We start from the raw sequence: 13,731 nt of genomic DNA on the forward strand, positions 1-13,731 counted from the left end.
GGCTAGGCATCCAGGCGGGCGAATACGTCCTGTTGGTACAACTCGACGCATTGGGATCGCCGGATCTTGCCGCTTGTGGTGATCGGAATCGAGCCGGGCGACACCAGCACCAGGTCCGAGACCTTCAGTCCATGAGACTTCGAAATCGCTGATGTTACCTCACGTTTGACGTCGTGCAGGCGGTCCACCGATTCCGCGCTGTCGTCGCGCTTCTTGAGTTCGATGATGGCAACCAGCTTCTCGATGCCCTTGTCGGGAACGGCTATCGCGGCGCAGCGGCCCGAGGTGATCTCCTGGATGGTCGCTTCGATGTCATCGGGAGAATGATTGCGGCCGTAGACGATCAGCAGATCCTTGATGCGGCCAATGATGAAAAGCTCACCGTCAGAGACGAACCCGGAGTCGCCGGTCCGCAGCCAGGGACCTTCGCGCGTTTCCGGTGCCGGGTCAACGATCTTTGCCGCGAAAACACGTTGTGTCTCTTCAGGTTTCTGCCAGTATCCGGCTGCGACATTGTCGCCGGACGCCCAGATTTCACCGACGGTTCCCTCTGGGCATTCCCGACCGGTGTCGGCGTCCACAATGCGAACGTCCATGGATTGGGGTGAACCGTAGCTCACCAATGGTGTGCCCGACCCGATCTCACACCGGACCGCGGTACCCTCGGGCAACTTGTCGCTGTCGAAGTAGCCGATTTCTGGCGGATTTCCAGGTTCGCGGGTGGCGATGTACACGGTGGCTTCGGCCATCCCATAAGACGGACGGTGTGCCTCCGGCGGAAAATTGAACGGTGCGAATCGGTCCGTGAATCGCTTGAGCGTCGCCGGTTGCACCCGTTCGCTGCCATTGAGAATGCTGTGCAGTCCCCCGAGATCGAGTCCGGACAGGTCCTCGTTCCTCGTCTTGCGCACGGCTAGTTCGAAGGCAAAGTTGGGGCCTGCCGAGACGGTGCACTCAGGCTCGGCCATGAGCTGCAACCAACGCAGCGGCCGTTGCAGGAAGCCCACCGGGCTGGAAAGCACCGTTGTGAAGCCACCCAGGATCGGCATGACGATCCCCAGCAGCAGTCCCATGTCGTGATACATGGGCAACCAGGACACAATCGTCAGGCCCGGGGGCGCGACACCGCCCCGAGCCTTGAAGAAGTCCCCGATGATCTGCTCATAGTTGGCGAAGACGTTTCGGTTGTTGACCATGACGCCGGCAGGCGTACGGGTCGATCCGGACGTGTATTGCAGGTAAAGAAAATCCGGTTGTTCATTCCGCGCGGACCGTGACCGTGGCCCCGAAGGTCTCCGCCGTGAATCCAAGTCCAGCCCGTCAACCTCGACAATCGCCGGTTTGGTAGCCGGTCCGTTTGCCTCCACCACCTCTCGGACGTTCTCCGCCACGGTTGAGGTCGTCAAGATGACGGCCGGCGAGGTGTCGGCCAGAACCGAAACGGTCCGCTCGTCGTGGGCACCGCCGTAAGGTACCGACAGCGGAACCGCGATCAGGTTTGCCTGCATCGCAGCCAAGAAACTGACGAGGTACTCAAGCCCCTGTGGCGCCAGGATGAGCGCCCGATCGCCCGTCGAACCGTAAGCCTTGAGATCTTCGGCCAGGTTCGACACTCGCCGGTACAACTGCGCCCACGTCAACGAGGTACGAACGCCGTCCCAGTCCTGCTCGTAATCCACATATGTGAACGCCGTGTCGTTGGGCTGCAGACTGGCGCGCTCACGCAGCACGCCGGGAAGGGAGGACTCAACCACGGACATCACGTTACCTTCGACCCGTTGGTTTCCGTTCAGGAACCGTCAAGGTATCCAGATCAGTCGGCCGCCTGGCCAGTGGGGTTACTCAGCGGGATTGGTCTATGCCATTTGCGATCGTGAGCCAGGCCGATCTGGCGCATGATATTAAGCGCAGCGCCCGAGCCGTGCAGCCGCCGTAGCCCTTGCAGCATCGCGATATTTGCCCACAACTCATACCGCCACGCGCCGTAGTGCGCGTTTGCGGTCTTGCGTCCAAAGTGGTTGATATAGGCCATTTCCGTGGTGTACACCCCGAATCCGGCCCGGCGTGCCCGGAACGCGAGGTCGAGGTCGGGCCCCCACCCGTACTGCTTGAAGTCCACCAGGTTCATACCGCCGGTTTCCTCCCAGCATTCGCGGGAGACCACCAGGGCGGTTCCCTCCACGGAGGGCACTACGCGATATTGCGGCCGCGGCCGGTAATCCGCGGCGTGGGGCTTCTGCTCGTCCATCGCGTACGGGTACCCGTGGTCGAACATCGGGCCGACGATCCCGGCGTCGTCGGGCAGCCTCGGATCGAGCAAGCCGGCGACGAAGCCCTTCGAGATCCGGGTGTCGTTATTGAGGGTCATCGCATGGGAGTAACCCTCTGAGAAGGCAATTCGAAAGCCGTATTCACTACCGCCCGTCCAGCCGAGATTCTCCCCGGGTGTGTCCACGCGTTCGTTGCCGATCCGGGGGTAATCGCCTCGATTGTCGACGATCAAGTAGTCGGCGCCTTCGCGTTCCAGATCGCCTACCAAGGCGTGCGTGTACTCGTGTTGCCCAAAGACCGGGACGGTGATCAGAACCGACACGCCAGCAACCGTACATTGACGGTAACCACTCCGGGCCGGCATAGCAGACCGAGCGGAACGGATGCGGGACTCATATCAGCGGAATCGTTTACCACGACCGGCCTGCTCGAGCAGGTCGGCCGCAGTTACGACGCTGGTAGTGGCTTTCGTCAGCTCTGCGGCAACGTCGCGGGCTCGGCCAACCGGCTGCGCGCTCAGGACCCGCCGCAGATCTTTCGTCAGAGTTTTCGCGGTCGTGCGTGAAAAGCGGCGAGCTTTACCAACTTTGAGCCGCCGCACCACCGTCGCCCATATCGGTTGGTCAGAAGCAACCCACAGGATCAGGGTCGGCACTCCGGCGCGCAGTCCCGCAGCGGTAGTGCCGGCGCCGCCGTGATGGACTACTGCCCGGCATTTGGGGAAAACGACGCTATGGCTCACACCGCGTACGACCTTGACCCGATCCGAATTGGGCAGGTCGGTGTAATCGGTTGCGCCAGAACAGATTAGAGCGCGCTGGTGGAGTTCCGCGCAGGCCGTGGTGATCATGCGCACCATGTCGGCCGGCGATTCCACTGGCATGCTGCCGAATCCGAAGTAGATCGGTGGGGTGCCCGAGGCAATCCACGCCAGCGTCTCGTCGTCCGAGTCCGTTGGCAACTCTGCGGTAAGTGCCCCGACAAACGGGCGCTGTGCAGTCCATTCCTCACTCAGGCCGGGAAAACACAGCGCGTCGTAAGCCTGTATCTCCAGCGATCCGCGCTGCGCCATCCGCCGTGATGCTGGCGCGGTGGTGTGCGGTAGGCCGAGGTCGCGCCGTTGCGCATCCTCTGGGCGTTTGATCAAGCGCCACTGCGCCCAATCGGTCACCCGCATCGCGGATCTGAGCAACGGCGCCGGCACCACAGAGATCAGGTGGCCATTGGGCCGCATCGGGACGTGATGCCATGCAGCAACCGGAATGTCGTAATACTCAGCGACGTTGGCGGCGGATTCCTGATAAGAGACACCGGTGAAGATCAGGTCGGCCCCGGCGGCCAGCGATTTCAATGTCTCACTCACATCGGCCCACCGCTGGTGGATGTGTTCCATCGCATCGCGAACGGGTTTGATGGGGTCTTTGACAGACCACGGGGTGACGAAAACATCTGGTATGTCCCCAGTGGGCGGACCCATGGGAACCGCCGCCAGCCCCATTTTCTGAACGAAGCCGACTTGATCAGGCGGAGTGGCCATCACGACGTCATGCCCTCGACGCAGCAGCTCAAGACCCACCGCTGCGCAGGGCTCGACGTCGCCCCGCGTCCCGCAGCTGGCAAGGACGAATCTCATCGTCCTTCAGTCATTCGCAAGTTTGTAGACCAGCATGACGTGCGGAACCCGGTACAGCACGTCGAACCAGTCCAGCGGCAGCGGCGTTTCGGAGACTTCGAGGGCGTTTTTTTCGATCCACTCGAGCGCTGTGCGGTAGTCGCCGGCAGCTTCTAGTCGGTAAGCCACTCTGAACAAGCCGATATGGCCTTTGGTCAGCAGTTTTTCCACCCTCGTCTCGGGCAGATCCTCAAACGCGATGATGCTGCGTCGTGCCACTCGCCGGCATTCCTTGATCAACGCCATCGGGTCGTTCGCGTGGTGCAGCACGAAACTGAGCACAACGTGGTCAAACGCATTGTCCTCGAAAGGTATTGATCTGCCGTCGAACACACTGAAGTCGATCGGGATCGTCGTCGCGTCGTGGACGTCGATGCCGGATGCGGTCGCCCCGTGCATCTCTGCGAGGTATTTGCACAGGTGCCCCGTCTCGCATCCGACGTCCAGGACCGTGTCGCCCCGGTTGATGTGGTCACCCAGCGTCCGGGCCTGGCTTTCCAGCCGCTTTCCCAGCACCCGAGGGGACCACGGCATGAGTGTGGCCTGCGCTCGCCGCCCGGCGCGTCGCAATCTGGCGCGGCGGTCCAGCCGCGGACCATCCTCGGTGAAAGAGCGTTGCAGCGCGGTCATGTCGTTCCATTCGCTGGGCAGTGAAGGTCGTAGAGTATCAGTCCAGCCGCTGGTGGCAGGGCGATTTCAGGCACTAGCGTGCAACTTTTCCCCGCCCCGCTGGCCAGCGATACCGCCGACCTGCGGGACGGCCGGAATTTTGACGATTGTGGCGATAATCCAGCGTGGGACTACCGGTCATGAAATACTCGGCCGGTGGGCCAACTTGCGGTCGAGGTCGATGGCCTCACAAAAACATTCGGAGGTAACGCCTACGCGCTGCGTGGGGTGGATTTCTCCGTTCCCGCGGGGTCGGTGTGCGCGATCCTGGGCCATAACGGCGCCGGCAAGACAACTACCCTGAACATCCTGTGCACGCTGCTCCGTCCCTCATCGGGCCGCGCAATGGTCGCCGGGTACGACGTCGCCCGGCAGGCGGCCAAGGTGCGCTCGGAGATCGGTATCACCGGGCAGTTCACCGCGGTGGACCCGATGTTGACCGCCCGGGAGAACCTGGTTCTGTTCGGCAGGATGCGGGGACTCGGCCGTAAGCAAGCCAAAGCCCGCGCTGACGAGCTGATCGGTCAATTCGACCTCGTCGCGGCCGCCGACCGGCGGGTATCGACCTTCTCCGGCGGCATGTGGCGACGTGTCGACTTGGCCAGTGCGTTGGTGGTCACACCCAAAGTGCTGTTCCTCGATGAGCCCACCACGGGCCTTGACCCCCGTAGCAGGCGCGACGTGTGGAGCATCGTCAGTTCGCTGGCCGAGCAGGATGTCACGGTGCTGCTCACCACGCAGTACCTCGAAGAGGCCGACGTGTTGAGCGATTCCATCGTGGTTTTCGACCACGGACAGGTGATCGCCAATGGGACCGCCGCGGAACTCAAGCGCCAGGTGGGCATGAGCTACTGCGAGGTGACGCCCGCCAACCCCTCTGATCTGCCCCAGGTTGCTGAGGCGCTGGCCGGGCTCGACGGCATCGACCTCGATGCCGACAACAACTCGGTGTCAGTGCTTGCCCGCGATGGCGTGGCCACTCTGGGCGAGGTATTTCGCCGGCTCGACTCGATCGGAATCGAGATCGCCGACATCTCGCTACGCAAGCCTTCGCTCGATGAAGCATTCCTGCACCTGACCAATCAGACCGTCCCGCAATCATGACAGCGCTGGTTGCCCTCACCGAGCGATCTCTGCGCACTACGCTGCGCGATGCCGGAATCATCTTCGAGATATTCGTGCCCATCATCAGCCTGGTCGGGCTGACGATGGCCACCCACGGCCTCATCGATACCGGGCGTCTGACCTACCCGCAGTACGTGTTACCCGCAGTGGTGGTTCAGTCGATGATCATGGCCGCAGCGCTCACCGCAGACCGTGCGGGCCGCGATCGCTGGTTCGGGCTGGGCACACGGTTGCGGACTATGCCGATCACCGCCATGGCACCGGTTGGCGCGCGCATCACAGCCACGCTGGTGCGGGCGTCGATAGCCCTCACCGCGACCATGATCGCCGGATATGCATTCGGCTTCCGGATGGCCGGCGGACCGGTCTATGGACTGGCTTTCATCCTGCTCGCCCTGGTCCTTTGCCTGGCCGTGTCGTTGGGCGCTGACGCCTTGGGGTCCAGCGGGGGCAGCATCGAAACAACGAGTCAACTGCTGCTGATCCCCCAGTTGATGCTGATTCTGCTGTCTACTGGAGTGGCACCGGAGAAGACTTTCCCCGAGTGGGTGCGGCCGTTCGTGCGCAACCAGCCGGTGTCCCAGACCGCGGAAACGCTGCGCGGGTTGGCGAGCGGACAAGTACCTGTCGACCATGCGAAGGCGGCCTTGGGATGGTGTTTGGGCATGTTCTTGATTTTCGGCGCAATCACCCTGCGGATGCAGAGGCGTGGACGATGAGCTCGCAGGTCGGCTCGTTGAATGCTCTGTTGAGTCAGAGCTGGCTGCACGCCGGTCGGATCATGATCCGGTGGCGTCGCGAACCAGCGGCGGTGCTGGCGACGGTGATTCTGCCGATCTGCCTGCTAGTGGTCTACAAGGCCGTGCTCGGTGAGCAGATCCATAAAGTCACCGGCGTCGACAGCATCTACGGCCTGGTCCCGATGTGCGCGGTTCTGGCCGGGATGTTCGGTGCGTTGGGTGGCGCCGTCGGCATCCCGATGGAGCGGTCGTCGGGGTTGCTCAGCCGCATGTGGGTGCTGCCGGTGCACCGGGCCAGCGCGATCGGCGGACGGTTGATCGCCGAAGCGGCACGCGCACTGATGGGCACGATCCTGATCACTGCCGTCGGAACGGCGATGGGGCTGCGCTTTGCGCACGGTTGGCACACCGCGCTGGCGTACATCGTCATTCCGCCGCTCGTGGTGGTCGGCTTCACCGCTCTGGTGCTGACCCTGGCGGTGCGCAGCAACGGACGCGCCATCGTGACGTACCTGGCCGCTGCGATCACCTCGCTGGTGTTCATCAGCTCAGGGACCACCCCTGTCGCGCTGTTTCCACACTGGATCCAGCCGGTGGTTCGGGTGCAGCCCATGTCACCGCCGATCGAAGTCATGCGCGCTCTGGCCCACGAAGGCCCCGTCCTGCTGCCCTTGGCGCTGACGCTCGGCTGGGCGATCGCGTTGATCGGGCTCTTCATTCCGCTTGCGGTGCGCGGTTACCGGGTTGCCGCTGAGTGCAGCGCGTGAGTTAGGGCCTCGCCGCCAAGACCCTCGTTCAGTCTTTGAGTTCAGTCTTTGACGAAGCAGTAGATGCGGTAGGAGAACACCCCGGCCTGTGCCCAGTCGTAGAGGCTTCCCCCGGGGATGCCGGCCTGGTCGCGCGCGTAGCGCTGTAGGAACCCCGGCAGACGGCGACTGATCACCGCTTCGATGCGCGGAGAACGTTCCTTCATCCCCCGCTTGACTTCCTCGTCAATCACCCTCTTGGAGACGAGCCGCAGCGGGATGTCGGCCAGCACCGCCTCCCACTCATCCACCAGGTGAGACACGCGGAAATCCGTGTAGAGAAGGTGCCCTCCCGGACGCAGTACGCGGGTCACCTCGTTGAAAAAGCGCGGCAGGTGCGGATAGTGATGAGAGGCCTCGACATTGATTACGGCGTCGAAAGATTCGTCGTCGAAGGGCAGATTCTCGGCGTCACCGTGTACGAAGTCGAGTCCAGGCAGTTGATGACGCTTGCGGCAGAACGCGATACCAGCCGAGTTGAGGTCCAGGCCGGTGTACGCGGCCGGTGTGAAAGTCCTGGTGATGTACGAGGCGCCGCCACCGTGGCCGCAACTGACTTCCAACACCCGCTTTCCGGTGAGGTCCACTTGGATCGCGGTCTGGTGGTAGAGCTGGATGCAGTACCGGTCGGGTTCGTCGGTGTCCGACAAAGGAATTCCCAACGGAGGGTCTTCTTCGTAGGCGAAGTTGATGAACAGCATCTCGTCACGACCCATCAGGCGGGTCCCTATCGGATAGCCGTATTTCGCTACGGCTTTCATGACGAACGGGCTGGATCTCACTCGCGCGCGAAGACTCACTGGGTGAGTATGTCAAAGCTTCGAGGGCGCGGTTACCGCTTCCCTGAATTGCTTCTGCGACGGTCGACGAAGGCACCCGCCTCACCGGCCATTGCCGCTGTCAGCAAGGCCCTGGCGCGCCATCCGGACGGGCCCGGGCCGCCGCCCATCAGCGCACCGTCGAACTTGTCGCGCCACTTGCGACCATGCACGCGGCCCAATCCGCGCACCAGCGCGTAATTGGCGTTCCACTCGTATCGCCAGCTGCCGAAATTAGCCTTGGCTGTTTTGCCACCGAAGTGGTTGATGTAGGCCATTTCGGTGACGTACACGCCGTATCCGGCGTTACGGGCACGCAGAGCCAGATCCAGGTCGATCCCCCACCCGTAGCGACCAAAACTGTGTAAATCCATGCCGCCCAGCGCATCCCAGCACTCGCGGGACATCATCAACGCCGTACCCTCCACCGCGGGAACGGCGCGATATCGCGGTCGCGGGACGTAATCCGCGGCGGCCGGCTGTAGCTCCGGTATTGCGCAGGGAAAGCCTTGGTCGATCATCGGGCCGACAATCCCCGCATCCTTTGGCAGGCTTGGATCGAGCAGGCCGGCCGCGAACCCTTTCGACAAGCGCGTGTCATTGTTAAGCGTCATCGCATGGGTGTAGCCCTCGTCGAACGCGGTGCGGAAGCCCAGGTCACTGCCCTTGGCCCAACCAAGATTCTCACCGGGTGTGACGACCCGTTCGCTGCCGATCTTCGGATAGTCGCCGCGATTGTCGATGATGAGGTAGTCGGCACCCTCGCGCTCGAGATCGGCGATGAGATCGTGCGTGTACTCGTGCTGGCCGTAGACCGGCACGGCGATCAGTAACGACACGACGTAACCGTACATCGGCTGAGGTCCGCCCGAGGGTGGTTCCGCCCATGGTCGACTCCGACAGTTCTTCTGCATCGGGGCAAACATGCGGTTCGTCGCGTCTGCTCAGTCAAAATCCGAGCCGCAATCGCCGCCTCAGATCCGTGGGCCGCTGCTAGCATCGCGCCGTGGCCGAGCCCATGTTTTCCATCATCGTTCCTACCTTCAACGTGGCGTCGACTTTGCATGCCTGCCTTGAGAGCGTCGCCCGCCAAACCTGTAGCGACTACGAACTACTCGTGATGGACGGGGACTCGTCCGATGACACCGTCGGGGTTGCCGAAGGTTTCCGGCCCCAATTGTCGCAGCGTCTGGTGATTCAGAGCGACCCCGACGATGGCGTCTACGATGCGATGAACCGCGGCGTCGAAAAATCCACCGGATCATGGGTGTTCTTCTTGGGCGGCGACGACACCTTGCACGACGAGCAGACACTGGCCAAAGTCGCTGCGTACATTGGCCAGCACGAGACCAGCGACCTGGTGTACGGCGACGTGCTGATGCGATCCACCTCCTCCCGCTATGCCGGGCCCTTCGACCTCGACCGCCTACTCTTCGAGAAGAACATCTGCCATCAGTCGATGTTCTACCGACGCCGGCTCTTTGCCGGGATCGGCCCCTACAACCTGCGCTACAAGCTCTGGGCGGACTGGGATTTCAACATCCGTTGCTTCTCGAATCCTGCGTTAGACATCCAATACATGGATATCGTCGTCGCGGACTTCAACGACGTTTCCGGGCTCAGCAACGGCCGGGATCGAGAGATGGAAAAACGATTGCCGTTATACGTCAAGGCGTCGGCTTTGGAATTGCTCGACCGGAGGATCGCACGCCTCAGACGACCCAAACTGAGAAGTGTGCGGTGAAGAGCCGAACAGACCAGTGAGTTTGCCTCGGACTTGATCCGCAGGAAGATAACCCCTGCGCACAGCGCAATTCGCCAGATCGTCCTGCTGCGCGGCCGAACGACGCACCAGTGGCACGAGGTGGCAATCGTGACCGGCAGCTCGGTGTCACCAACTAGGATGAGTCAGCGCCGGTAACGCGGCGGCTACAGCAACAATGGGTGCGGGACGCCGCCATCAAACGTTGAGGAATCCGATGAAACGAGCCCTGATCACCGGAATCACGGGACAGGATGGTTCATATCTCGCCGAACTGTTGCTCAGCAAAGGCTATGAGGTGCACGGGCTCATCCGCAGGGCTTCGACGTTCAACACATCGCGGATCGACCATCTGTATGTCGACCCCCATGAATCGGGTGCACGATTGTTCCTGCACTACGGTGACCTGATTGATGGGACCCGCCTGGTGACCCTGCTGAGCACGATCGAACCCGACGAGGTCTACAACCTTGCGGCGCAGTCCCATGTGCGGGTCAGCTTCGACGAGCCGGTGCACACTGGCGATACCACCGGCACCGGATCCATGCGTTTGCTGGAAGCGGTGCGACTCTCGAGGGTGCAATGCCGGTTCTATCAAGCTTCTTCATCGGAGATGTTCGGTGCGTCGCCACCCCCGCAGAACGAGCTGACACCGTTTTATCCACGCTCCCCCTACGGCGCGGCAAAGGTCTACTCCTACTGGGTGACACGGAATTACCGCGAGGCCTACGGGTTGTTCGCGGTCAACGGCATCTTGTTCAATCACGAATCACCGCGTCGTGGCGAAACATTCGTCACTCGTAAAATCACGCGAGCGGTAGCACGCATCAAAGCCGGCATAGAGTCTGAGGTCTACATGGGCAACCTCGATGCCGTTCGTGACTGGGGCTACGCACCTGAGTATGTCGAAGGAATGTGGCGAATGCTCCAGGCGTCAGAGCCGGATGACTATGTATTGGCCACTGGTCGGGGGTACACGGTACAGGAATTTGCCCAGACAGCCTTTGCGCATGCCGGTCTGGACTGGCAGGACCATGTCAAGTTCGACGAGCGATATTTGAGGCCGACCGAAGTCGACTCGCTGATCGGTGATGCTTCCAAGGCAGCCGACGCTCTCGGGTGGCGGGCTTCGGTCCATACCGGCGAGCTGGCACGAATCATGGTGGACGCCGACATCGCTGCGCTCGAGTATGAAGGCAAACCGTGGATCGACAAACCAGTGCTCTCTGGTCGGACATGAGCGCAAACACCGCTGTCGGCGTGCTTGACCGTGCCGTCCCGGTTTATATCGCAGGTCACCGCGGGCTGGTCGGATCGGCCTTGGTGCGGAAGTTCACCGATGAAGGCTTCACCAACTTGATCCTTCGCTCACGCGGCGACGTCGATTTGACCGATCGAGCCGCAACATTTGACTTCATTCAGGAAGCCAAACCCCACGTCGTCATCGATGCCGCAGCCAGGGTCGGCGGCATCATGGCTAACAGCACGTACCCCGCCGATTTTCTTTCCGAGAACTTGCAGATTCAGGTCAATCTTCTCGATGCTGCCGTCGCCGCGCAGGTACCGCGCTTGTTGTTTCTCGGATCTTCATGCATATACCCGAAGTTCAGCCCGCAGCCCATCCCAGAAAGCGCCCTTCTCACCGGACCCCTAGAACCCACAAACGACGCGTACGCGATAGCGAAAATCGCCGGCATCATCCAGGTCCAGGCGGTACGGCGACAACACGGTCTGCCGTGGATTTCGGCGATGCCGACCAACCTCTACGGGCCTGGCGATAATTTTTCGCCATCAGGCTCCCATCTGCTGCCGGCTCTGATCCGCAGATATGAAGACGCGAAAGCGAGCGGTGCACCGGAAGTGACCAATTGGGGTACCGGAACTCCCCGTCGCGAATTGCTGCATGTCGATGACCTGGCAAGTGCGTGTCTGTTCCTGCTTGAGAACTTCGATGGGCCTGAGCAGGTCAATGTCGGCACCGGCGTCGACTACACGATCAGTGAGATCGCCACCCTGGTGGCCGCAGCGGTAGGCTATACCGGCGAAACCCGTTGGGATACAACCAAACCCGACGGCACACCGCGCAAGGTCCTAGATGTCTCAGTGCTCCGGGAGGCCGGTTGGCAACCCGAAATCACCCTTCGCACGGGTGTCGAGGCCACCGTGGCCTGGTATTTAGAGCACGCAAGTACAGTGCGACAGTAAACGACCAACTTGCGCAGAACGGCCCTAGTGGAGCGCGAAGACCCACCGGACGCCGCCCGAGGCGCGCTGCCGCCTGCAGGTGCCCTACATCTCGGTGGCCCGCACCATCAGCTGAAATGGGGATTAGACCGATTCGACTCGAGATCCGGGTGCGCTCAGGCTCTGGGACTCGCCGCGGGCGTACAAAGTACCGCGGGCCGCGAGCGAAAAAAATAAACCTACACCTAACGCAACGAGTGCCGGTCCGAGGCCCAACACAAAGCGAACGCTACTAGCCGTGGCGCTAGCGAGCGCCCCCTCAAGCAACAAGTGCTTGCGCGCACTCATATTGTCGGCGTCAACTGGCCGGATTTCTGGCGGCATTATTGCCCTAACATCGGCATCATCAAGAATCCACGCATATTCGTCAAGGTTGGGGAAAGTGACGTCAACCAGATAACTATGATCTCTCACCTTTAGTGATTCGCGGCTGTGTGTTGCCATGTACGCTCTAGCATTACTTGCCTGTTGTCGAGCAGACTTATTCCAATCAATCGCCTGAAGGATGGCCATATAGTAGCCCAGAGCCGTAATCAACACTACCGTAACGAAAACCCACGCTACGGCACCCGTTCTCGCGTACCGCTTCAGGCGATCACTAGATATATGATCAGCTATCAAAAATACCGCTACGAACGCGACTGGATAGACGGGAAGTAGCATATCCATATACCGCACTCCGATAGCAGTCCCTCGACCATATGCAACTATTGCCAGCTGGATAGCTACCCAGGCGGTAATGCCCACCGCAACCCATGCCCGATCATGGGACGGCGGCCGATTGATCATTGTATTTCGGCAGAACCATATAGCTGGACCTTGAATACCGATTATTCCTAAAATTGTGGGACCGGCAAGAAAGAGAAGTCCCAAGAGGAACCCTAGAGGGGTTACATTCGAGGGCGTACCAGACGCATTTACGACGGAAATTTCCCACAGCAGCATGCCTATACCGATCAACGCGATGACGGTCACGCCCAAAAACTCACGATTGCACCGTTCTCTCACCTTTGTCACTAGCTGCAAGGTGACGAGTACTGCGGCGGTAACAATCGCAGCAATGCCTGACGAAGAGAACGACAAGTAGCTGAGGATCGCGGCGGCTAATCCAATGAACCAACGCCACGTGAAAGGAGCTGCTGAGGCAAACGTAGCAATGGCCGCGAGTCCGAACAGCAGGGTCAGATAGAAATGAAAATTGAACCCTAACAGAGTGTTCTCGTATCCTAGTGGAAGTGTAAACACTACCACAATGAAGCAAGCAAAAAGCATATGTCGCCTCGGCGCAACAAGCGGAATCAGTAAAGCGCAAAGCCAAGTGACTAAGAAAGCATGAATGACGGCACAGAAAATCATTTCCATGTGAGTGTTCCACTCGCCCGCTAGCTCCAGATGAATTAGCGTCAAAAGCCGTGTGAATACAATTCGATGTTCGTTGTGGGGTTCAAACAAATCACCAATAGAGTACGTGCCGTGCAAGTAAGGCAGGTAGGTTTTAACCGCTTCACCATCCCATTGGTCAAACAACGGCATCGTCGAACCCAGAGTGGCGATCACGATGAGTTTGACACCAAAGACCGTGCACGCGATCGCTGAGAGGAGCGCCAACGTCCGTGGTCGTGCA

Annotated in this window: 13 protein-coding genes; 6 read left to right on the plus strand and 7 right to left on the minus strand. The window is 60.8% G+C overall.

All coding sequences use genetic code 11. From position 1 onward, the window contains the following. Positions 1-2: 2 nt before the first annotated feature. The 4 genes from AC5Y5Z_RS05505 to AC5Y5Z_RS05520 all read right to left on the minus strand — a co-directional run bounded on the left by AC5Y5Z_RS05505 (position 3) and on the right by AC5Y5Z_RS05520 (position 4,573). Positions 3-1,760 (minus strand): AMP-binding protein, encoded by a 1,758-nt coding sequence (locus tag AC5Y5Z_RS05505; protein ID WP_463825134.1) that lies wholly within the window; start codon positions 1,758-1,760, stop codon positions 3-5. Between the two features lie 53 nt (positions 1,761-1,813). Continuing rightward, positions 1,814-2,593, minus strand: coding sequence for a glycosyltransferase family protein (locus tag AC5Y5Z_RS05510; protein WP_463825133.1), 780 nt, complete (start codon positions 2,591-2,593; stop codon positions 1,814-1,816). 75 nt (positions 2,594-2,668) lie between these two features. Continuing rightward, the gene (locus AC5Y5Z_RS05515; protein WP_463825132.1) at positions 2,669-3,904 is read right to left on the minus strand and encodes a glycosyltransferase; all 1,236 of its coding nucleotides are present in this window, start codon (positions 3,902-3,904) and stop codon (positions 2,669-2,671) included. A gap of 6 nt (positions 3,905-3,910) precedes the next feature. After that, entirely contained in the window at positions 3,911-4,573 is a 663-nt protein-coding gene (locus AC5Y5Z_RS05520) for a class I SAM-dependent methyltransferase (RefSeq protein WP_463825131.1), read from the minus strand. Between the two features lie 195 nt (positions 4,574-4,768). Between AC5Y5Z_RS05520 and AC5Y5Z_RS05525 the strand changes: the two genes are divergently transcribed. The 3 genes from AC5Y5Z_RS05525 to AC5Y5Z_RS05535 are packed head-to-tail and all read left to right on the plus strand — an operon-like array spanning position 4,769 to position 7,244. Then, positions 4,769-5,716 (plus strand): ATP-binding cassette domain-containing protein, encoded by a 948-nt coding sequence (locus AC5Y5Z_RS05525; RefSeq protein WP_463825130.1) that lies wholly within the window; start codon positions 4,769-4,771, stop codon positions 5,714-5,716. Further along, a complete protein-coding gene (locus tag AC5Y5Z_RS05530; RefSeq protein WP_463825129.1) occupies positions 5,713-6,456 on the plus strand; it encodes an ABC transporter permease in 744 nt (247 codons plus the stop codon). Before AC5Y5Z_RS05525 ends, AC5Y5Z_RS05530 begins: the two co-directional genes overlap by 4 nt. After that, positions 6,453-7,244, plus strand: a complete 792-nt coding sequence (locus AC5Y5Z_RS05535; protein WP_463825128.1) for an ABC transporter permease — start codon at positions 6,453-6,455, stop codon at positions 7,242-7,244. Before AC5Y5Z_RS05530 ends, AC5Y5Z_RS05535 begins: the two co-directional genes overlap by 4 nt. A 41-nt stretch (positions 7,245-7,285) precedes the next feature. Here AC5Y5Z_RS05535 and AC5Y5Z_RS05540 read toward each other — a convergent pair whose 3' ends face one another. Further along, positions 7,286-8,044 (minus strand): phthiotriol/phenolphthiotriol dimycocerosates methyltransferase, encoded by a 759-nt coding sequence (locus tag AC5Y5Z_RS05540; protein ID WP_473139627.1) that lies wholly within the window; start codon positions 8,042-8,044, stop codon positions 7,286-7,288. 71 nt (positions 8,045-8,115) lie between these two features. Next, positions 8,116-8,955: a glycosyltransferase family protein gene (locus AC5Y5Z_RS05545; RefSeq protein WP_499923817.1), complete on the minus strand. Its 840-nt coding sequence runs from the start codon at positions 8,953-8,955 to the stop codon at positions 8,116-8,118. 164 nt (positions 8,956-9,119) lie between these two features. On the opposite strand from AC5Y5Z_RS05545, the gene AC5Y5Z_RS05550 reads away from it, so the two are divergent. The 3 genes from AC5Y5Z_RS05550 to AC5Y5Z_RS05560 all read left to right on the plus strand — a co-directional run bounded on the left by AC5Y5Z_RS05550 (position 9,120) and on the right by AC5Y5Z_RS05560 (position 12,068). After that, positions 9,120-9,845, plus strand: a complete 726-nt coding sequence (locus AC5Y5Z_RS05550; RefSeq protein WP_473139674.1) for a glycosyltransferase family 2 protein — start codon at positions 9,120-9,122, stop codon at positions 9,843-9,845. Between the two features lie 235 nt (positions 9,846-10,080). Then, the gene (gene gmd, locus AC5Y5Z_RS05555; RefSeq protein ID WP_473139625.1) at positions 10,081-11,103 is read left to right on the plus strand and encodes a GDP-mannose 4,6-dehydratase; all 1,023 of its coding nucleotides are present in this window, start codon (positions 10,081-10,083) and stop codon (positions 11,101-11,103) included. Further along, a complete protein-coding gene (locus tag AC5Y5Z_RS05560; protein WP_499923819.1) occupies positions 11,100-12,068 on the plus strand; it encodes a GDP-L-fucose synthase family protein in 969 nt (322 codons plus the stop codon). Before gmd ends, AC5Y5Z_RS05560 begins: the two co-directional genes overlap by 4 nt. 123 nt (positions 12,069-12,191) lie before the next feature. Here AC5Y5Z_RS05560 and AC5Y5Z_RS05565 read toward each other — a convergent pair whose 3' ends face one another. Continuing rightward, positions 12,192-13,664, minus strand: coding sequence for a hypothetical protein (locus AC5Y5Z_RS05565; RefSeq protein ID WP_499923820.1), 1,473 nt, complete (start codon positions 13,662-13,664; stop codon positions 12,192-12,194). Positions 13,665-13,731: the final 67 nt, after the last annotated feature.

This window comes from Mycobacterium sp. NGS29, assembly GCF_059812965.1.